The sequence below is a fragment of the Gordonia spumicola genome (assembly GCF_009932475.1).
GTDB classification, from domain to species: domain Bacteria; phylum Actinomycetota; class Actinomycetes; order Mycobacteriales; family Mycobacteriaceae; genus Gordonia; species Gordonia spumicola.
This window is the reverse complement of record NZ_BJOV01000005.1, coordinates 357135-377798: the sequence shown is the minus strand read 5'-3', so window position 1 is coordinate 377798 and position 20664 is coordinate 357135. Positions and strand designations below refer to the sequence as shown.

General features: G+C 69.4%; 17 protein-coding genes. 10 read left to right on the top strand and 7 right to left on the bottom strand.

The annotated features are described in order from the left end of the window. Position 1 precedes the first annotated feature (1 nt). Positions 2-2077, top strand: a complete 2076-nt coding sequence (gene glgB / locus GYB83_RS12970) for a 1,4-alpha-glucan branching protein GlgB (protein WP_161895912.1) — start codon at positions 2-4, stop codon at positions 2075-2077. A gap of 213 nt (positions 2078-2290) precedes the next feature. On the opposite strand, the gene GYB83_RS12965 is transcribed toward glgB, so the two are convergent. Genes GYB83_RS12965 through GYB83_RS12955 form a run of 3 tightly spaced genes read right to left on the bottom strand, consistent with a single transcriptional unit; the run spans position 2291 to position 4775 of the window. Further along, positions 2291-3145 (bottom strand): tetratricopeptide repeat protein, encoded by an 855-nt coding sequence (locus GYB83_RS12965; RefSeq protein WP_371865336.1) that lies wholly within the window; start codon positions 3143-3145, stop codon positions 2291-2293. 20 nt (positions 3146-3165) lie between these two features. After that, entirely contained in the window at positions 3166-3573 is a 408-nt protein-coding gene (locus GYB83_RS12960) for a DUF3817 domain-containing protein (protein ID WP_161895910.1), read from the bottom strand. A gap of 8 nt (positions 3574-3581) precedes the next feature. Beyond that, complete coding sequence (locus tag GYB83_RS12955; RefSeq protein ID WP_161895909.1) at positions 3582-4775, bottom strand: acetyl-CoA C-acetyltransferase; 1194 nt, start codon at positions 4773-4775, stop codon at positions 3582-3584. Between the two features lie 90 nt (positions 4776-4865). Between GYB83_RS12955 and mce the strand changes: the two genes are divergently transcribed. Beyond that, positions 4866-5351 (top strand): methylmalonyl-CoA epimerase, encoded by a 486-nt coding sequence (gene mce / locus GYB83_RS12950; protein WP_161895908.1) that lies wholly within the window; start codon positions 4866-4868, stop codon positions 5349-5351. A gap of 69 nt (positions 5352-5420) precedes the next feature. Then, positions 5421-6383, top strand: a complete 963-nt coding sequence (locus GYB83_RS12945; protein WP_161895907.1) for a coiled-coil domain-containing protein — start codon at positions 5421-5423, stop codon at positions 6381-6383. Positions 6384-6477: 94 nt separating this feature from the next. On the opposite strand, the gene GYB83_RS12940 is transcribed toward GYB83_RS12945, so the two are convergent. The 3 genes from GYB83_RS12940 to GYB83_RS12930 form a co-directional block, all read right to left on the bottom strand. Continuing rightward, positions 6478-7788, bottom strand: a complete 1311-nt coding sequence (locus GYB83_RS12940; protein WP_161895906.1) for an HNH endonuclease signature motif containing protein — start codon at positions 7786-7788, stop codon at positions 6478-6480. 439 nt (positions 7789-8227) lie between these two features. Further along, a complete protein-coding gene (gene nucS / locus GYB83_RS12935; RefSeq protein WP_161895905.1) occupies positions 8228-8911 on the bottom strand; it encodes an endonuclease NucS in 684 nt (227 codons plus the stop codon). Between the two features lie 21 nt (positions 8912-8932). Next, entirely contained in the window at positions 8933-9589 is a 657-nt protein-coding gene (locus GYB83_RS12930; RefSeq protein WP_161895904.1) for a TetR/AcrR family transcriptional regulator, read from the bottom strand. Between the two features lie 194 nt (positions 9590-9783). Between GYB83_RS12930 and GYB83_RS12925 the strand changes: the two genes are divergently transcribed. From GYB83_RS12925 to GYB83_RS12915, 3 genes are read left to right on the top strand one after another with little or no spacing between them, the layout of a single operon-like run. Then, the gene (locus GYB83_RS12925; protein ID WP_161895903.1) at positions 9784-10578 is read left to right on the top strand and encodes an SDR family NAD(P)-dependent oxidoreductase; all 795 of its coding nucleotides are present in this window, start codon (positions 9784-9786) and stop codon (positions 10576-10578) included. A 38-nt stretch (positions 10579-10616) separates the two neighbouring features. After that, positions 10617-11744 (top strand): DUF5938 domain-containing protein, encoded by a 1128-nt coding sequence (locus GYB83_RS12920; RefSeq protein ID WP_161895902.1) that lies wholly within the window; start codon positions 10617-10619, stop codon positions 11742-11744. Beyond that, on the top strand, positions 11741-13201 hold the full coding sequence (locus GYB83_RS12915) for a class I adenylate-forming enzyme family protein (protein ID WP_161895901.1): 1461 nt from the start codon (positions 11741-11743) through the stop codon (positions 13199-13201). The genes GYB83_RS12920 and GYB83_RS12915 overlap by 4 nt, the downstream gene beginning before the upstream one ends. A gap of 30 nt (positions 13202-13231) precedes the next feature. Here GYB83_RS12915 and GYB83_RS12910 read toward each other — a convergent pair whose 3' ends face one another. Continuing rightward, positions 13232-14758 carry a helix-turn-helix domain-containing protein gene (locus GYB83_RS12910; protein ID WP_161895900.1) on the bottom strand — a complete coding sequence of 509 codons (1527 nt, stop codon included), beginning with the start codon at positions 14756-14758 and terminating at the stop codon, positions 13232-13234. Positions 14759-14931: 173 nt separating this feature from the next. Here GYB83_RS12910 and GYB83_RS12905 point away from each other — a divergent pair, with 173 nt between their 5' ends. The 4 genes from GYB83_RS12905 to gabT are packed head-to-tail and all read left to right on the top strand — an operon-like array spanning position 14932 to position 20659. Next, a complete protein-coding gene (locus GYB83_RS12905) occupies positions 14932-16359 on the top strand; it encodes an aminobutyraldehyde dehydrogenase (RefSeq protein WP_161895899.1) in 1428 nt (475 codons plus the stop codon). Between the two features lie 58 nt (positions 16360-16417). After that, positions 16418-18385 carry a primary-amine oxidase gene (locus GYB83_RS12900; protein ID WP_161895898.1) on the top strand — a complete coding sequence of 656 codons (1968 nt, stop codon included), beginning with the start codon at positions 16418-16420 and terminating at the stop codon, positions 18383-18385. Between the two features lie 17 nt (positions 18386-18402). After that, positions 18403-19263, top strand: a complete 861-nt coding sequence (locus GYB83_RS12895; RefSeq protein ID WP_161895897.1) for a universal stress protein — start codon at positions 18403-18405, stop codon at positions 19261-19263. Positions 19264-19312: 49 nt separating this feature from the next. Continuing rightward, on the top strand, positions 19313-20659 hold the full coding sequence (gabT, locus tag GYB83_RS12890) for a 4-aminobutyrate--2-oxoglutarate transaminase (protein ID WP_161895896.1): 1347 nt from the start codon (positions 19313-19315) through the stop codon (positions 20657-20659). Positions 20660-20664 lie beyond the last annotated feature (5 nt).

The following is a 20664-nucleotide window of genomic DNA, read 5'->3' as shown; positions in this document are numbered from 1 at the left end:
GATGCGCGACCCGATCGATCGACTGCTCGCCGGTGTGCACCCGCGCCCGGACACCGTTCTCGGGACGCACGACGGGCTGCTGTCGATGCTGCTGCCCGGGGCGGACGAGGCGTGGATCGACGGCGCCCCGATGCCTCGCGTACGCGGGCCGTTGTTCGCGGGCGCCGGAACGACGGTCCGCGCCCGGTACGCCGGTGACGTCCGCGACGTCCGCGACCCGTACGGGGTGGAGCCTCGACTGACCGACGCCGACCGCCGCGACATCCGGCTCGGCAGCGACGCGATCGTCGATCTGCTGGGATCGTTCCCCACCGACGACGGCGTGCACTTCGCGGTGTGGGCGCCCAACGCCCGCGGCGTGACGGTGTTCGGCGACTTCGACTCGTGGGGCGCCGAGAGCTTCCCGATGGTCCTGCGCGACGGCGTCTGGGAGGTGTGCGTTCCCGAAGCCCGCATCGGCGACCGCTACAAGTACCGCGTCGTCGGAGCCGACGGCCTCACCCGCGACAAGGCCGACCCGCTCGCCCATCGGACGCAGCGGCCGGCGGAGACCGCGTCGATCGTCACGGGTGCGAGCACCTTCGCGTGGACAGACGGGGCGTGGCTCGGCGGACGACGTGTCGCGGCCGACCGTCCGCTCAGCGTCTACGAAGTGCACCTCGGATCGTGGCGACCCGGCCTCGACTACCGTCTCGCCGCGCGGCTGCTCGCCGACCACGTCATCGACCTCGCGATGACCCACGTGCAGTTGCTGCCCGTCACCGAGCACCCGTACGGCCCGTCGTGGGGATACCAGGTCGGCTCGTTCTTCGCACCGACCGCCCGCTTCGGCGAACCCGACGACCTGCGGTTCCTCGTCGATCACCTGCACGCACGGGGAATCGGGGTGATCCTCGACTGGGTGCCTGCCCACTTCCCGAAAGACCCGTTCGCGCTCGGTGAGTTCGACGGCACCCCGCTGTACGAGCATGCCGATCCCCTGCGCCGCGACCAGCCCGACTGGGGCACGTACGCCTTCAACCTCGGGCGCGACGAAGTGCGCGCCTTCCTGCTGGCGAGCGCCGACTACTGGTGCCGCGAGTTCCACATCGACGGGCTCCGAGTGGACGCCGTCGCCGCGATGCTCTACCGCGACTACTCGCGCGGGCCCGGCCAGTGGCGGCCGGGGCCGGACGGAACGCACCGCGATGAGGACGCCGTCGACTTCCTCATCGAGCTCACGGACCTCGTCCACGACCGCCATCCCGGCGTCGTGGTGATCGCGGAGGAGTCGACCGCGTGGCCCGGCGTCACCACGCCCACCCGAGACGGCGGCCTCGGCTTCGACTTCAAATGGGATCTCGGGTGGATGCACACCACGCTCGGCCACTTCGCCGCCCCCGGGCGCCACACGCCCGCGGCGTTGGCGGCGTCGCTGACCGACGCGAGCCGCGAACGGCACGTGCTGCCGCTCAGCCATGACGAGATGGTCCACGGCAAGGGCACGCTGATCGGCCGGATGCCGGGCGACGATCTGCGTTCACGCGCCGATCGCGTCCGTCTGCTCCTGGCGTACCAGTGGGCGCATCCGGGCAAGAAGCTGCTGTTCATGGGGCAAGAGTTCGGCCAGGTCGACGAATGGTCGGACCATCGTGGCCTCGACTGGGATCTCCTGCACGGCGACGACGGTCCCGCCCACCGCGGTGTCGTGTCACTCGTCCGAGACCTCGGACGGTTGATGTCGTCGACACCTGCCCTGTATGCGGGAGACTGCGACGCCCGCGGCGTCGAACTCCTCAGCGCCAACGACACCGAGAACATCGTCGTCGGATTCCTCCGCCGCGACCCCGCCGGGCCGGGCGTCGTCGCCTGCCTGTTCAATCTCTCCGACACCGACCTGCACGACTACCGCATCGGTCTGCCCACGGGCGGCGTGTGGCGCGAGGTGCTGAACACCGCGGCCCTCGACTATCAGGGCCGCGGGCTCGGCAACCTCGGCGCGGTGGACACCGTCGACCGCGGAGCCCACGGACGGCCCGTCAGCGCGACCGTCACCCTCCCCGCGCGGTCGTCGATCTGGCTCGCCCCGTCGCAGTAACGCCCTCCGCCCGGTGGTTGAGCCGTGGCGGAGCGATAGCGAAGCCACGTGTCGAAACCCCAGCACCCGGACCGAAACCTGATCCACGCCAAAGCAACCCACCGACGACCCAGCCCGAGTGACACCGGTTTCGACACGACACCTCGGCTGGCGCCTCGGCGTCGGCTCAACCACCGGGCGGGCGGGCCCTGCCGCGGCGGAGATCCCGCGGTCTCAGTAGAGCGCGGTCGCGAGCTTGCGGCGGGCCGACACGACGAACGGTTCGGCCGGGTCGAACAGGTCGAACAATTCCAGAAGACGCGTGCGGGCGCGGGTGCGCTCGTCGCCGTCGGTGATGCGGATCAGATCGATGATCCGGTCGAACGCCTGCTCGGGGCGCTGCCCGAGGAGCAGGACGTCGGCGGCGGCCAGTTGACCGTCCACATCGTCGGCGGCCGCTGTCTCGAGGACGGTCGGCTCGTGGGCCTGCGCGCGCAGCATGAACGTGATGTTCCGTACCGCGGACGCGGCCTCCGACTGCGGGCCGTCCGCGGTCGCGATCGCCTCGTACGCGGCGAGAGCCGCGGCGGCGTCGCCCGCGTTGAGGAGTTCCTCGGCCGCGAGCATGCGGGGATCCTCGGGCTGTTCGGGTTCGACCGCCGCACCGTCGCCGAGCGCGATGCCGACCTGGGCCGCGACATTCTCGATCCAGGCGGCGATCTCCGCGGGCTCCTTGGCCCCGTCGAACGCCGACACCGGCTGCTGGTTCCACATGGCGATGACCATCGGGACGTTCTGCGCGCCGAAGGCCTGCGGGATCCGCGGCGCCGCGTCGACGTCGGCGAGCGCCAGCGTCCACGCTCCGCCGGCGGCGACGGCGAGCTGTTCGAGCGTCTGCCCGAGGCGGACGCTCGGCTCGCTCCAGCGCGCCCACAGGAGCAGGAGCACGAGCTCTCGTTCGGACCGGACGATGACGTCCGCTTCGAACGTCGGCTCGGTGACCTCGAGGATCGACGGTCGGCCCTCGGGCGTGGCCGTCGGCTGCGGCGCCGGTGCGGCCAGCGCCGACAGGTCGACGGCGCCGCCGATCCCGCGGCGAACGGGGCCGCTCACGCCGGAGCCTTCGCGAGGTCGGCGTCGCCCGCGGGTTCGGCCGCCGACAGCTCGCCGAGGTGACCGTTGCGACGCGCCCACACTTCGAACCACACCGTGAAGAACGGCGGGATCGACGCGATCAGCGCCAGCACGATCACCGGGACCTTCACTTCGCGGCCGCCGAGGCGTAGGGTGGCGCGCTCGGTCCACCAGTTCAGCGACCGCGCCGCGAGGACGGCGACGACGAGGTAGATCATGAACACGATGCCGTGCGTCATACCCGGGATTCGGATGGCCGAGTCCATGTCGGCGACCCGCTTGACGATCATCGCGACGATCAGCGCCGCCCACGTGATCGCCTCGACGACGGCGACGAAGCGGAATCGTTTGGCCGGTGTGGAGAGGCTGAAGAAGTCTTTCATGGCCGCGTTCACGCCTTCGGGACGCGCACGATCAGGGCGTCGCCCTGGCCGCCGGCACCGCACAGCGCCGCCGCGCCGACGCCGCCGCCGCGACGGATCAGCTCGAGCACCAGGTGCAGGGTGATGCGGGCTCCGGACGTGCCGATCGGATGTCCGAGGGCGATCGCGCCGCCGTTGACGTTCACGATCTCCGGGTCGATGCCGAGGTCCTTGGTCGACGCCAGCCCGACGGCCGCGAACGCCTCGTTGATCTCGACGAGGTCGAGGTCGGCCGGGGTGATCCCCTCCTTCTCACACGCCTTCTTGATCGCGTTCGCCGGCTGCAGCTGCAGCGACGAGTCGGGGCCTGCGACCACGCCGTGCGCGCCGATCTCGGCGAGCCACGACAGTCCGAGCTCCTGTGCCTTCGCCTTGCTCATGACGACGACTGCGCACGCGCCGTCGGAGATCTGCGACGCCGAACCGGCGGTGATGGTGCCGTCCTTGCGGAAGGCGGGACGCAGGCGCGCCAGCGACTCGACGGTCGTCTCGGCGCGGACGCCCTCGTCGGTGGCGAAAAGGATCGGGTCGCCCTTGCGCTGCGGGATCTCGACGGGGACGATCTCGTCGTCGAAGACGCCCTTCTCGATCGCGGCGGCGGCCAGACGGTGACTGCGTGCGGCGAACTCGTCCTGCTCCTCGCGGGTGAAGCCGTCGGTGTCGTTGCCCTGCTCGGTGAGCAGACCCATCGGCTGGTCGGTGAAGGCGTCGTGCAGGCCGTCGAACGCCATGTGGTCGACGAGTTCGGTGTTGCCGTACTTGAAGCCGCCGCGGCTGCCTGGGAGGACGTGGGGTGCCTGGGTCATCGACTCCTGGCCGCCGGCGACGACGACGTCGAACTCGCCCGCACGGATCAGCTGGTCGGCGAGCGCGATGGCGTCGATGCCCGACAGGCACATCTTGTTGATCGACAGCGCGGGGACATCCCACCCGATGCCTGCCTTGATCGCGGTCTGGCGGGCGGGCATCTGTCCGGCGCCCGCCGTCAGCACCTGTCCCATGATCACGTAGTCGACGACGGCCGGGTCGACGGCGCCACGCTCGAGCGCGCCCTTGACGGCGGCTGCGCCCAGGTCGACGCCCGAGAAGTCCTTGAGCGAACCTTGCAGGCGACCGAGCGCCGTGCGGGCGCCGGAGACGATGACGGTAGTGTTGTCGGACATTCAGCCAACTCCTTGTGGGGAAAGCTGCGCTGGCGCTCTTCACGCACCGCGCGCAGCAGCGGTAGTCGGACTCCACGCTACCGTTAGGACATGAGCAACTCCGCATCCGATTCTGTGAACAACGCCACCTCGCAGGGCGCACTCGCGTCCGTCTCCGACCTCGTCGTCGGCATCGATCACGTCGGCATCGCCGTCGCCGATCTCGACGCGTCCGCGAAGTGGTACCTCGACAACTTCGGTTTCGAGAACCTGCATGAGGAGATCAACGAGGAGCAGGGCGTCCGCGAGGCCATGGTCGGCCCGCGCGGCGGCACCGGCGCGCTCATCCAGCTCCTCGCTCCGCTGAACGAGCAGTCGACGATCGCCAAGTTCATCGACCGCAACGGCCCCGGGCTGCAACAGATGGCGGTCCGCGTCACCGACCTCGACGCCGTCGCCGCGCGTCTCACCGCGGCGGGCGTCCGCCTGCTGTACCCGCAGCCCAAGCGCGGCACCGCCGACTCACGGATCAACTTCGTCCACCCCAAGGACGCGGGTGGCGTGCTTCTCGAGCTCGTCGAGCCCGCGCACTCCTAGCAGACCCGGTCGACGACACGTCGGGTGGGGTCCCGGGAATAGTCCTCGGCCCCACCTAGACTGGGTGCCATGTCTGCACCCGGCCAACGTCAAAGCCCGTTCCCCATCGTCATGCGCGGCTACGACCGCGATCAGGTCACCGACCACATCCGACGGCTCGACGCCGAGCTCCAGATGATGGCCGCCGACCGCGACTCGGCGCACGCCAGCGCCGATCAGCTCCATGACCGGCTCGAGCAGGCGCGCTCGCAGGTGCACAGCTTGCAGCGTGACGTCGATGCCCTGTCCGTGCCGCCGACGACCGTCGCGGGCATGAGCGAACGAGTGTCGCGCATGCTGCAGTTGGCGACCGACGAGGCCGCCGAACTCCGCGCCAACGCGCGCGACGAAGCGGCCGAGACCGTCAGCGTCGCCCGCCAGGACGCCAAGTCCGAGCGCGACAAGGCCGCGACCGATGCGGCGCACACCCGCGAACTCGCGCAGGAGCACGCCGACACGCTGATCACCGATGCCGAGGAACGCGCCGCGGCCGTCGACGCCGAGGCCGAGAAGGTGCGCATCGCCGCCGAGCAGGCCGAGGCGGACGCCAGGGACCGCGCGGCCGCCATCATCGCCGAGGCCGAGGACGAGGCGGCCCGCCTGCGGGGCGCGGCCCACAACATCGCGATGAACCGCCTCGGACGCTCCCGTGAGATCGCGGGAGCCGCGCACGACGCGCACCGCCAGATCCTCGATCACCTCGACGCACTCCGCCAGCACCTGGGCGACCTGCCGAACGCGCTCGCGCTGTCCGGCGACGAACAGGACCTCGTCGACGCCGACAACGCGAGCGACCTCGATCTGCTCAACCGCACGCTGTCCGGCCGCGACCGTTTCGTCTCGGCCGACCCGTCGCGCACCGACACCCGCGCCGCCGAGGCGACCGACGTCCTCGACGCCGTCGACGACGAGTACCGCGTCGAGGAGTACAGCGCCAAGCACTACGGCCCCGCCCGCAAGAACGACGCCAAACCCGACGCGGCCTCCGCCTGACGCAGCCCGGTTCGTCGGGCGCAGCCGCTTCCGGCGTTCGAAGAGTTGGTCGCGTTCCTCGAAGCCCTCGGAATGTAGGACGAGCCGTGACAGCTCAGGCCGCCGCGTCGGTATGGGACGTCAACGTCCTCCGGGCGTGCGACCGGATCGGCTGCGAACTTCCCGGTTCGATGAACCACGGGTGTCCGTCGTCCCCGGGGACCACCTGCCACTCGCTGTTGTGAACAAGCGTGTGGTGCATCCGGCACAGCAGCACTCCGTTCCCGACCGACGTGTCACCGCCCTCCGACCAGGGCACGATGTGGTGCGCGTCGGTCCACGACACCGGCCGACCACACCCCGGGAAGGCACACCCGCAGTCCCTGGCAGCCAGCGCCTTCCGGATTCCCGGGGTCATCAACCGGTGCTCCCGACCCACATCCAGCGGGACACCCTCACCGTCCACCACGACCGCCGAGACCGCTGACGAGCACAACGCGAGCCCGACCGTCGCCGACCCAACAGGCCCGGTGAACCCGAGCCGGGCGACCCCGTCACCTGGAGTTCCGGTGGTGGGCACTATGAGCGATACGTGCGGCAGGACGCCGCCGCTCGTCGGACGTTCCGATCCCGCCAGGTAGGTCCGGACGATCTGTCCTAGCGCATCGGCCCTCCGCTGGGCGGTGGACCGCGGATCCCTGGACCCATCGGGTTGCGGCACCGGCCGCATCAACGGGTCGAGCGCCGCGGACAGCTCTTCCCCGGTCAGCGCATCGAGGCTGATCGAGGAGACTGTTCGGCCCTCGTCGTCCGAGGTCAGGGTCATCTCGTTCAACTCTGAGTTCTCCGACGCCGGAATCGCTTCCGGATCGTCGGACTCGGCCGCAAGACGAATCCCCTCGGCCTTCGCGGCCGCCTTCACCTCACCCGGCGTGGAGTTGAGCAGCAGCTTGCGAGCCAGAGTCTGCTTCTCCGGGTTGTCGAGCGGGGCACGCTTGTCGACAGCGGCGACACCCCGCCCGACCTCGTCGGCCATCTCCGGCGACAGGTAGCCGTCCCGCATCCCTCGGGCCACCGAGTCGAGCCTCTCGGCGTGGCGGCCGTTGCGTACCGTACGGTGCGCGACGGCTGGTGCGACGCCGATCTCCATCAACAACGACGGCATCGACAATCGTTTGCGGACCGGGATGCCTACCCGGTCGGCGACTCGAACAAGTAGAGCCTGCGCCCCCGCGAGGACGTTCTGGGCCCGGGCGACCTCGACTATCGCCGACAGGATCTCGGCGTCGTCGCATCCGACGCGCGAGGCCCGGTCGAGCAGGCACGCCAGGCGAGGTGAGTCTCCGGACTCGACCTCGGCGGTGGTGGCTGCCGCGACTTCGTCGACCAGGTGGTCGGCGAAGTCGCGGACAGTGAGTGCGAACATGGTCTCCCCCTCCATGAGCTGCGGTGTGGACAGCGTTCATCGGCACCGGTCCGGGTGTCGGTGAGCAAAGGTACGGTCACAACGGGTGCTGCGCCGCAGTCCACCGCCTGCCTGGTACCCCCTGTGGGGTCCGGTGGTTCGGTTCGCCCGGACTGGGCGCTATCGAATTGTCAAGTAACGTGCCGCTCCTCGCGCTACCGAGGAACTACGTTCATGATACGAATCACCTATGACAAAAACGTATGTTCGATGTGTAGTCCGAACGGGTGAATCGGCCCGCTACGGGCCGCCGCCGCCCGTCGGCCCGTCGCGCGCCGGTATTGCGGCCGATGAACCGGCGAGAGTGCGGTCGGCGCACCGATCCGCACGGAAGAAGATCAGACAAACTCGTCGACTCCCCACAATCGGCACAATATCGCTCAATCGGTGCCGATATGAATCAGAAGAGTCGAAACTCGGTGCTCTCGGTGCCGCGGAGGCGGTCGTAGTCGAGGGTGACGCAGCGGATCCCACGATCGGTGGCGAGGGTCTTCGCCTGCGGTTTGATGACCTGCGCGGCGAAGATCCCCGCGACCGGAGCGATGGTGGTGTCGCGGTTGAGGAGTTCCAGGTATCGGGTGAGCTGTTCGACGCCGTCGATCTCGCCGCGTCGTTTGATCTCCACGGCGACCGTCTGGCCGTCGGCGTCGCGACAGAGGAGATCGACCGGGCCGATGGGCGTCATGTACTCGCGGCGGATCAGCGTGTAGCCGGGACCGAGTGTGGTGACGTGCTCGGCCAGGAGTTCCTGCAGATGCGCTTCGACGCCGTCCTTCACCAGACCCGGATCCAGGCCGAGTTCGTGGGACGAGTCGTGGTCGATCGACAGCACGGTGATCCGCAGCTGCTCCCCCGCCTTGTTGGTGACCACCCAGACGGCGATCGCGTCCGAGTCCGCAGGCGCGGGCTCCTCCGTGGTCCAGCACGGCGGAGTCATCCAGTTCAGCGGCTTGTAGGCGCGGTCATCGGCGTGAATGCTCACCGAACCGTCGGATTTGAAGAGCAGCAACCGCTTCGCCACCGGCAGAAACGCGGTGAGGCGTCCGACGTACTCGACCTTGCATTCGGCAATCACTAAGCGCACGTCGCCCAGTCTAGTGACGCCCTACGACGGTCGAGGAACCGCCGCGCGGAGCAGTGCGTCCAGGTGCGCGGAGAGGTCCGCGGGCGCGGCCTCGTCACCTACCGCGAAGCGACGCACCGCGCGTTCGAAGGGACCGTCGAGGGCCGCGTAGACACCGGCGGAGTCGAGGACCGGCTCCGAGTCGGCGAGCTCCGCGTACCGCGACACCACGCGCCAGATCATCGCTTCGAGTTCCGAGTCGATCTCATACACGCCCGCGCGCAGCGACGGCTCGAACATGGCCTGCACTCGCAGGTCATACCAGAGTTTGTGAGTCGGGAGGTCGTCGGTCATGGTGACCACGAGACGATCGACGAAGCGCCGCCGCAGCATGTCCGCGTCGGACACGCCGTCGAGAATGTCGTCATACGACGCGACGCATTCGCGCTTGTAGAGGGCGACGCAGTGGGCGATCAGTTCGAGCTTGTCGGCGAAGTAGTAGTGCAGGACGCCGTGGCTGTACTCGGAGTTCGCCGCGATCTCCCGCAGACTGGTCCCCGCATATCCCAATTCGGACAGCGTCCTGAACGCGGCTCGCGCGAGTTCGTCCCGTTTGGCGGCGACCTTGCTGGTTCGGCGGGCAACGCCACGCTCGGCGGGAGCCGAGGCGTCGAGCAGGTCGGCCATCTCCGTTGTCATCGCCTCCCCTCCTCTCCACTGTCGCCTGTTGCAGGGTCCACTCAGAGTACCCGGCCGGGCAATCCCGTTCGACCTGCGACGACACGACTACTTGACATTCGTCAAAGAATTTACTTGACGATCGTCCAGATTTCGATAGTGTGACTCGCACCACGTTGATTCACTGGGCTCGATCCCCACCGAAGGAGCACGCAATGACTGCATTCGATCTCACCGGCCGCCGGGCCCTCGTCACCGGCGGAGCCCAGGGTCTCGGCGAAGGAATGGCGCAGGCGCTGGCCGCCGCCGGCGCGTCCGTCGTCGTCGGCGACCTGCAGGACGACGCCGCAGCGGCGGTCGCGGCATCGCTCGGCGTCGGCCACACCTCGGTGCACCTCGACGTGACCGACGAGGAGAGCTGGTCCGCGGCGGTCGACGCAGCGACGTCGGCACTCGGCGGACTCGACGTCGTCGTGAACAACGCGGGCATCGAGATCAGCAACCTGATCACCGAGGTGACCGCGGACGAGATCCGTCGCCAGCTCGACGTGAACGTCCTCGGAACTGCGCTCGGCGTCAAACACGCACTCCTCGCGATGCGCCCCGGCGGTTCGGCGGGCAACGGCGGCACGATCATCAACGTCGCATCGGTCGCCGCCACCATCGCTTTTCCCGGCATCTCGATCTACTCGGCGACCAAATCGGCGATCGACAGGCTGACCCGCGTGGCCGCGATGGAGTCCGGCAAGCTCGGCTACGGCGTCCGGGTGAACTGCATCTACCCAGGTCTCGTGCCGACCGCGATGGGCGCGGGCCTGGCCGACGACATGGCCCGTCTGGGCCTGTTCGGCTCGGCCGAGGAAGCGGTCGAGGCCGTCGTTAGCCTCACCCCGAGCGGCAGACTCGGCGAGGTCCGCGACATGGCCGACGCCGTGGTCTTCCTCGCCTCCGACGCCTCACGCTTCGTCAACGGGATCGGTCTGCCCGTCGATGGCGGCATGGGCATGTGACGACCCGACCCACCCACCACCAGCCACCAGGAGCAGCCATGTCAAACAAGCCCGTCGTCGTCTACGGCGCCTCCGGATACACCGGACGCCTCATCTGCGAGTTCCTTCGCCAGTACAACGTCCCCTTCACCGCAGCCGGCCGCAGCGCGGACACGCTCACCGAGTCGATGACCGCGCACGTCCCCGGCATCGAGACGGCCGACTACGAGGTGACCGCCGTCGAGCACACCGTCGAGGCTCTCACCGACCTGTTCCGCGGCAGCTCCGTGGTCTTGAACACTGTCGGGCCGTTCATGAAACTCGGCGATCCTGTCGTCGAAGCCGCCCTCGCCGTCGGCGCGCACTATTCGGACACCACCGGCGAGCAGGACTGGATCATCCACCTCGACGAGGAGTTCGGCGACCGCTACGCGAAGGCGGGCCTACTCCTGGCCCCTGGCATCGCACAGATGTACACGACCGGCGAGATCGCCGCCCAGATCGCCCTCGAGACCCCCGGCCTGGACACCCTCGACATCGCGGTGTTCTGGGGCGGAAGTCCGACCATCGCCTCCACGCGGACGATCCTGGTGAACGCGGCGGGCGGCGCGGCGTATCACCTCGCGGAGAACCAGTACGTCCCGTTCGATCCCGTACCGAGCCTCGTTCCGCTGGTGGTCCCCGGTCAGCACGAGCTGGCGCAGTCCCTGCCTTGGGGCGGCACGTCCCATCCGGTGTGGTTCAAGCGCGACCCACGCGTATCGACGTGCAAAGCGCAGGGCGGCGTGTTCAACGCGGCGCTCATGCACGGCGTCCCGGTGATCGTGGCCGACGCCCTCGAGGCCACCAAGGACATGACGGCAGACGAGCGTGACGCGGCGCTCGACGCGGTCGCCGCCCAGGTGATGAACTCGATGCCGCCCCGTGAGAACCCCCGTCTGAACAAGTCGCTCGACTCGGTGCACGCTTCCGGCCCACTCGGCCGCGCGCATGTCGTGATCCACGGCAACAGCAATTACCAGCAGACCGGCCTCCTTCAGGCGTACGCCGCATACAGCCTGCTGCAGCAGCCGCCGCGGCGTGTAGGCCTCGCGTCCGGGTGCCAGGCGTTCGGCCACCGCGAACTCGAAGGCGTCCTCCGCGCATTCGGGTTCATCGCGCCGCCGATCGTCACGGTGCATCAATGACGCCGCTCGCCGTCCCGCGTCTTCCGCAGACGCGGGCGGCGTCCGAGCCCGACGCAGCCGCGATCGCCGACAGCAGCCTTGCCTTGACAAACGCCGCCTTCGCCGACGCCGTCGGACGGGCCGCCGCGACCCTCGCCACAGCCGGTGTGGCACGCGGCGACGTCGTGGGACTGCTCCTGCCCAACCGCGTGGAACTGGTGGTGGCACTGTTCGCTGCGTGGCGACTCGGCGCAACGGTGACCCCGGTCAATCCTGCCCTCGCGGCACCCGAAGTCCAGTTCCAGACAGCAGACGCCGGGGTCGGGGTGCTCGTCGCCGAACCTGGCGTGGCCGTCCCCGACACCGTGACCGTCGTCGCCTGCGACACACTCATCGCAGGCGACGAACCGCCCCCTGAGCCCGTCGACGTCGCAGGCGACGACCTCGCCCTGCTCATCTACACGGCGGGCACGACCGGCCGACCCAAGGGCGTGATGATCACGCACCGCAACATCGATGCGATGACGGCCTCGTTCATCGAGCACTTCCGGTTCACCTCGGCTGACCACAGCCTGCTCGTCCTGCCGCTGTTCCACGCCAACGGCGTCATCCTCGGCACCTTGACGCCGCTGCGCGCGGGCGGACGCGCCACTGTTGTCGGCCGGTTCCGGCCCGACGACTTCTTCCCCGCTGTCGAACGGAGCCGACCGACCTACTTCTCCGCGGTGCCTGCGATCTACGCGATGCTCACGGCGCTGCCCGACGACGTCCGGCCCGACACGTCGTCGTTGCGGTTCGGGATCTGCGGCGCGGCGCCCATGCCCGCCGATCTGATCGGCCGCTTCGAGGACCGGTTCGGCGTGCCGATCATCGAGGGCTACGGGCTGTCGGAGACGACCACCGCGTCGGCCATCAACCCGCTCGACGGGATCCGCAAGCCCGGCACGGTGGGCCGTCCACTCCCCGGACAGCGCATCCGGATCGTGGACGCCGACCTGAACGATGTGCCGCCGGGATCGTCGGGCGAGGTGCTGATCGCGGGCGACGTCGTGATGGCCGGCTATCTCGGCAGGCCCGAGGCGACGGCCGAGACGATCGTCGACGGCTGGCTGCGCACCGGTGACGTCGGCCGGTTCGACGACGACGGCTACCTGCAGCTCGTGGACCGCGTGAAGGACATGATCATCCGCGGCGGCGAGAACATCTATCCCAAGGAGATCGAGAGTCAGGTGTACCACGATCCGGGGGTGTTCGAAGCCGCCGTGATCGGACGTCCCCACGACGTCCTCGGCGAGGTACCCGTGCTGTATCTGTCCCTGCGCGAGGGGGCCGCCACCACGGTCGAATCGCTCGTCGAGGACTTGCGCGGCAGGCTCGCCTCGATCAAGATCCCGGTGGAGACGATCGTGCTCGACGACCTGCCCAAGAACCCCGTCGGGAAGATCGACAAACCCGCGCTCCGCCGCAGGGACGGCTGACGACCGACACCTCCGACTACGCGGGCGGCGTCAGTCCTTGACGAGCAACGCGAGCAGGAGTTCGGCGCGGACTCGGGCGGAGTCGAGGTCGAGGCCCAATCGGTCCTCGACCTTGGCGATCCGCGCGCGCAGGGTGTGGCGATGGACGCCGAGGTCGGACGCCGCCGTCTCCCATTGCCCGTGATTCTCCAGGTAGGCGCGCAGCGACGGCACCAACGCGGAACCGTGTGCGGCGTCGTACTCGACCAGCGGGTCGATGAGCAGACGCGACAGGTCCGCGAGCGACGCGCGGCCGGAAGGCGACGCGACGAGCGACATCCCGGCGACCGCACGACGGTCGGCGACCGCTCCGCCGCGTTCGGCCGCGGCCGCGATCGTCACCGCGTCTCGATGCCCGTCCCGCACCGCGGTGACCGGGACCGGGCCACCGACTCCGGCACGCGACCGACGACGGGCCGCCCGAGGCAGCGCCGCCATCAAGTCGGTGATCACCGCGTCGTCGTCGTTGCCGCGCAACAACACCGCGACCTCGCCGCCGTCCCGCACGGAGACGAAGGCCGGCCGACGGCGGGCGACCAGACGCGCGGTCAGCGCCTCCGCGGCGTCCTCCGCGCGCGCGCCGAGCCCGCGCACGACGAGGACCCGGACCCGGCCGTGCCCGTCCGCGGCCTCCGCCGCCAACTGCTGCACCTGGGATCCGTCCGGTTCGTCGCCGAGGAGCAGGGCGAACACCGCGACGTTGACCCGGCTCTCCACCGCGTCGAGCCGATGCGGCTTCTCGAAGTCGAGTGCAAGGAGCGAGTTCGCGTGGCCGATGAGCACATGGTCGGTCGGCTTCATGTCGTGCGCCGCCGCCACGGCGAGGTGCCCGTGGGTGCGCCCCGCGACCCGGATCGGCTGCGACACGATCACCGTGTCGTGCTCGATCGCGACCGACGACGCCGTCGGATGCCCCCGGACCTGCTCGCCGACCGCGCGCATGATGGCGGGAGACACGCTGGCGGGGGCGCTCTGCGTCACCCGCCCGTCCTCGTCGAGCAGGATCGCGGCGCCGTCGCACGCTGCCGAGAGCTCCCTCAGCAACGCGACCGCCCCGCCGGACACCGCGGCACGCGTCATCCTGGGCTGCGCGCGCGCCGCCAACTCCTGCGATCGGTACTGGAGTTCGGCCGAGCGGTCCGCGACGGCCCTGGCGATGGCGACGAACGGGGTGGGACGCGGGACCAGCAGGAGCGGCAGCCCGGCGGCCGCGGCAGCCGTCGCCAGGTCGGCGGGCACGTCGTCGACGGTGAGTCCGACGCCGAACCCCAGCGCCGAGATCCCCTTGTCGACGAGGCGTCGGACGTACGCCTCGCATCCCGCGCGATCGACGATCACTCCGGTGCGGCCGAGCAGTCCGATGCCGGTCGTCAGGACCAGTTCGCCGCCCGAGAGCCACGGGGTGGGATCCGAGAGCTCGGTGGTCACGACGAAGTCGATCTCGCGCGCGGGGTCACCGGTGTCCGCGGCCTGCGTGAGATTCAAGTCGGTGTGACGAAGCAGCCATCGGACCGTCACCGGCACGCCGCACCCCATCCCGGCAACACTCCAGTTCGTCCAGTCATAGGCACCCACGATAGCCGTTTCGGCAGGTGCGCGCGGGCCTCGGGAAGGAGCACTGTGATTCTGACCACCGAAACGGTGCGCATACCAGCCACCGTCACAGCCACGCGGAAGAGAGACGAGCCGACATGACTAGCAGGTTGCAGAACTACATCGACGGAGTCTTCGTCGACTCGGCGTCCACCGAGTCCCTGAACGTCGTCAACCCCGCAGACGAGAGCATCGTCGCCGTGTCGCCGGTCTCGACGCCAGACGAGGTCGCCGAGGCCGTTCGCGTGGCCGGACGCGCCGCGATCACCTGGGGCCGCACCACCCCCGGCGCCCGCCAGGCCGCGCTCCTCAAGCTGGCCGATGCCATCGAGGAGCACGCCGACGAGCTCGTCGCGGCCCAGGTCCGCAACACCGGTCAGCTGTCGGCGATGGTCAAGAGCGAAGAGATCATGGTCGGCGCCGACCAGGTCCGCTTCTTCGCGGGCGCGGCACGACTGCTCGAAGGCCGTGCGGGCGGCGAGTACATGGAGGGCTTCACCTCGTACATCCGCCGCGAGCCGATCGGCGTCGTCGGTCAGGTGACCCCGTGGAACTACCCGTTCATGATGGCGATCTGGAAGATCGCCCCGGCGCTGGCCGCGGGCAACACCATCGTCCTCAAGCCGAGCGACACCACCCCCGAGAGCACCCTCGTCCTGGCTCGTCTCACCAAGGACATCCTGCCCGACGGCGTGTTCAACGTGGTCCTCGGCAACGGCGGCACCGGCGCGAACCTCGTCTCGAACCCCGCGCTCGGCCTCGTCGCCATCACCGGGTCGGTCCGCGCAGGCATCGCCGTGGCTCAGGCCGCGGCGGCCGACGTCCGTCGCGCGCACCTGGAGCTCGGCGGCAAGGCTCCGGCAGTCGTCTTCGGTGACGCCGACGTCGCCAAGGCCGCCGAGGGCATCGCGCAGGCCGCGTTCTTCAACGGCGGTCAGGACTGCACCGCGGCCACCCGCGCCATCGTCCACGAGTCGATCCACGACGCCGTCGTCGAGGCGCTCGTCGAGCAGGCGGCCAAGCTCCGCCCCGGAGCCCCCGACGACGAGGACGCCTTCTTCGGCGCCCTCAACAACGTCAACCACTTCAACTCCGTGATCGCCAAGCTCGAGGCGCTCCCCTCGCACGCCGTCGTCGCCACGGGCGGAAAGCGCCTGGGCGACACCGGCTTCTACGTGGAGCCCACCGTCGTCACCGGCGTGGCGCAGGACGACCCGATCGTTCAGGAGGAGACCTTCGGCCCCATCCTGACCGTCCAGTCGTTCGCCACGGAGGAGGAGGCGATCGCCCTCGCCAACGGCGTGAACTACGGACTAGCCGCAAGCGTGTGGACCACAGACCACGGCACCGCGACCCGCATGTCGGGCCGGGTCGACGCGGGCTGCGTGTGGATCAACTGCCACATCCCGCTGGTCGCCGAGATGCCGCACGGCGGATTCAAGCATTCCGGCTATGGCAAGGACCTGTCGATCTACGGTCTCGAGGACTACACGCGCGTCAAGCACGTGATGAGCGCCCACGACTGATCTCGACTCCCTCCTCCCCCTCGACTCCGCTCCGGCTACGGAAAGGCCACCGTCTCCCATGACTGACATCCAGCTCGAGAACGCTCCCCGATTCCACCCGCTCGATCCCCTCTCGGCCGACGAATTCCGCCAGGTCACCGCGCTGCTCGCCGAGAAGCACTCGGTCGGCGAGGGCTGGCGATACACCTCGATCGAGATGATCGAGCCGTCCAAGGCCGCCCTCGCGGCATTCGACGCCGACGGCACCTCCTGCGATCGGGTGGCCCGCGCCGTCGTCCTCGAGCGCGCGACGAACAGCACGTACATCGCCCTCATGTCGCTGACCGACGGCTCCGTCCTGCAGTGGGAGCACGTTCCCGGCGTCCAGCCGAACGTGACCGTCGACGAGTGGGAGGAGGCCGACGAGGCGCTCCGCGCGCACCCGGATGTGATCGCCGCCCTCGCCGCCCGCGGCATCACCGACCTCGACCTGGTGTTCATGGACACGTGGACCTACGGCGACGTCCTGATCCCCGACGAGTTCAAGGGCCGCCGCATCGGCTGGTCCGACACCTGGGTCCGCGCGACCGACGGCGCCAACCCCTACGCGGGCCCGGTCAACGGCTTCCACTGCGTCATCGACCTCAACTCGATGGAACTGCTGCGCATCGAGGACACCTTCAGCGTCGAGCGTCCGGAGATCATGGGCGAGTACGTGCCCAAGCACGTGCCCGAGCGCATCCGCGAGAAGAGCACCCGCGAGCCGCTCAAGCCGCTCGACATCACGCAGGCGCAGGGCCCCTCGTTCACCCTCGAGGGCAACAAGCTCACCTGGCAGAACTGGTCGCTGCGCGTGGGCTTCAACTACCGCGAGGGCATGACCCTGCACGCCATCTCGTACAACGACAACGGCACCGAGCGGAAGATCGCTCACCGCCTGTCGTTCGCCGAGATGATGGTCCCCTACCGCGACCACAGCGACGACCACTACCGCCGCACCGCGTTCGACATCGGCGAGTGGGGCCTCGGCTTCATGACCACCTCGCTCGAACTCGGCTGCGACTGCCTCGGCGAGATCCGCTACCTCGACGCCACCCTGCACGACAGCAAGGGCGAGCCGTACGACATCAAGAACGCGATCTGCATCCACGAGGAGGACAACGCCGTCCTGTGGAAGCACGCCGACCACAACGGCGACACCCAGGTACGCCGCATGCGTCGTCTCACCGTGTCGTTCCACGTGACCGTCGCCAACTACGAGTACCTGACGTACTGGCGCTTCTACCAGGACGGCAACATCGAGTGCGAGGTCCGCGCCACCGGCATCATGGTCGTCAGTCATCTCGGGCCCGGTCAGACCAACGATCACGGCACCATCGTCGACAACCGTACGTTCGCGCCGTACCACCAGCACTTCCTCACCGCGCGCATGGACCTTGACATCGACGGCACCGAGAACACCGTCTACGCGAGCGACACCGAGATGGAGCCGGTCGGCCCGAACAACCCGTACGGCCTGTCGCTGCGCCAGGTGAACACGCCGCTGCGCACCGAGTCCGAGGGCAAGCAGAACCCGAACTTCGCGACCCAGCGCTCGTGGAAGATCGCCAACGACAACAAGAAGACCGGCATCGGCCTGTCGCCCGCGTACAAGCTGTCGCCGAGCGGAGCGTTCCCGGCGATGTTCCCGGCCGACTCCCCGATCCTCGATCGCTGCGCCGCCATCAAGCACACCCTGTGGGTGACGCCGAACGCGGCCGACGAGCGCTGGCCCGCAGGCGAATGGGTCAACCAGGGCGGCGGCGGTCAGGGCCTGCCCGAGTGGACGGCCGCCAACCGCAACATCGAGAACACCGACGTCGTGCTCTGGTACACGTTCGGCATTCACCACATCACCCGTCCCGAGGACTGGCCGATCATGCCCGCGGACGTCGTGAGCTTCTTCCTCAAGCCGTTCGGCTTCTTCGACCGCAACCCCTCGCTCGACGTCGAGCCGTCGCCCGCCAAGGGCTCGTGCTGCGGCGACGACTGCCAGTGCGGTCACTGAGAACCGGAGGAACTGACATGAGACTGTACGTCGCATATCTCGCCACCGACGGCGGCGCGGACGCCGTCGCCCTCGGCGTGCGGCTGGCCCGCACGCTGTCGGCTCAGCTCGACATCGGCATGGTCCTCCCGCCGGACCGCTCGGCCGTCCTGCACTCGGGCGACTACGAGGACATGCTGACCGCGCAGGCCACCGAATGGCTGTCGGCGGCGGCCGCACTCGTCCCCGACGACGTCGAGGTCGCGACGCACATCGCGTTCCACGAGTCGTCGGCCGAGGGCATCATCGCCGAGGCTCAGCGCGTCGGGGCCGCGGCGATCATGGTCGGCGGCAGCGGAGGCGGACTCGTCGGCGGTCACTCGCTCGGCTCGGTCGTCACCGAGCTCGTGCACTCGGCCCCGCTGCCGGTGGCCCTCGCTCCCCGAGGCCTGCGCCGGTCGAAGGTCAAGACGGTCCGCGAGATCACCTGCGCGCTCGGCACCCGCGCGGGCGCGGACGCGTTGTTCGACACCGCGGTCGAGGCGAGCAGGCGCGCGCACATCCCGCTCCGGGTCGTGTCGCTGGTCGCGCTCGACCGCGTGGGACCGCAGCGCGGCACCCCGGAGGCAGTGCTGGCCGCCGCCACCGGCCACGCGCGGTCGCATCTCGACGCGGCCCGCACGCACCTCCCGGAGGGTGTCACCGTGACCTGGGACGTCGTCGACGGCCCGACCGTCGAGGACGCCGTCGACAAGCTCGAATGGAACGACGGCGACGTCATCATGGTCGGTTCGAGTCGTCTGGCGGCCCCGCGTCGCCTGTTCCTCGGGTCGACCGCAGCCAAGATGCTCCGCGTCCTGCAGGTCCCCATGGTCGTCGTCCCCAAGTCGGACGACTGACCCTCCGCTCGCCCCACATTCATCGCTCTACCCTTTGGAGTCACCCGACATGTCGTCACCGTCCTACCGTCTCCCCCAGGTCCGTAACCTGGTCACCGCCCTTCCCGGCCCCCGATCCGCCGAACTCACCGAGCGTCGTCTGCGCGCCGTCGCGGCGGGCGTCGGCTCGTCCGTCCCCGTGTACGCGGCCGACGCCGACGGCGGCGTGATCGTCGACGTCGACGGCAACTCGCTCATCGACTTCGGTTCGGGCATCGCAGTGACCAGCGTCGGCGCATCCGACGCCTCGGTCGCCGCGGCCGTCGCCGAGCAGGCCGCGCACTTCACGCACACCTGCTTCATGGTGACGCCCTACGAAGGCTACGTCGCCGTCGCCGAGAAGCTCGCCGAGCTGACTCCCGGCGACCACGAGAAGAAGTCGGTGCTGTTCAACTCGGGCGCCGAGGCCGTCGAGAACGCCGTGAAAGCGGCCCGCCTGGCGACCGGCCGCCAGGCCGTCGTCGCGTTCGACCACGCCTACCACGGCCGCACCAACCTCACGATGGCGTTGACCGCGAAGACGATGCCGTACAAGACGAACTTCGGACCGTTCGCGCCCGAGGTGTACCGCATGCCGATGTCGTACCCGTACCGCGACCCGCAGGGCTTCACCGGCGAACAGGCCGCACAGCGTGCGATCTCGCAGATCGACAAGCAGATCGGCGGCGACTCGGTGGCCGCGATCATCATCGAACCCATCCAGGGTGAGGGCGGCTTCATCGTCCCCGCTCCCGGCTTCCTGCCCACGCTCGCCGCATGGGCCCGCGAGCAGGGCATCGTCTTCATCGCCGACGAGGTCCAGACCGGTTTCGCGCGCACCGGTTCCTGGTTCGCGTGCGACCACGAGGGCGTCGTCCCCGACATGATCACGATGGCGAAGGGCATCGCGGGCGGCATGCCGCTGTCGGCCGTCACCGGTCGCGCCGATCTCCTCGACAAGGTCCACCCCGGCGGCCTCGGCGGCACGTACGGCGGCAACCCCGTCGCATGCGCCGCGGCGCTCGCCGCGATCGACGTCATGGAGCGCCAGGACCTCGCGGGCCGGGCACGGGCCATCGCCGACACCGTGATCCCCCGCCTGGAGGCCCTCGCCGAGGAGACCGGCGTGATCGGCGACGTCCGTGGACGCGGCGCGATGCTCGCCGTCGAACTGGTCAAGAAGGGCACCGACACCCCCGATCCGGAGCTGACGAAGGCTGTCGCCGCGGCCGCGCTCGCCGAGGGCGTCGTGACGCTGACCTGCGGAACCTACGGCAACGTGTTCCGCCTGCTGCCGCCGCTGACCATGCCCGCCGAGCTCCTCGACGACGGTCTGACCGTCCTCGAGAACGCGATCCGCACCGCGGCAGCGAACTGAGGGCA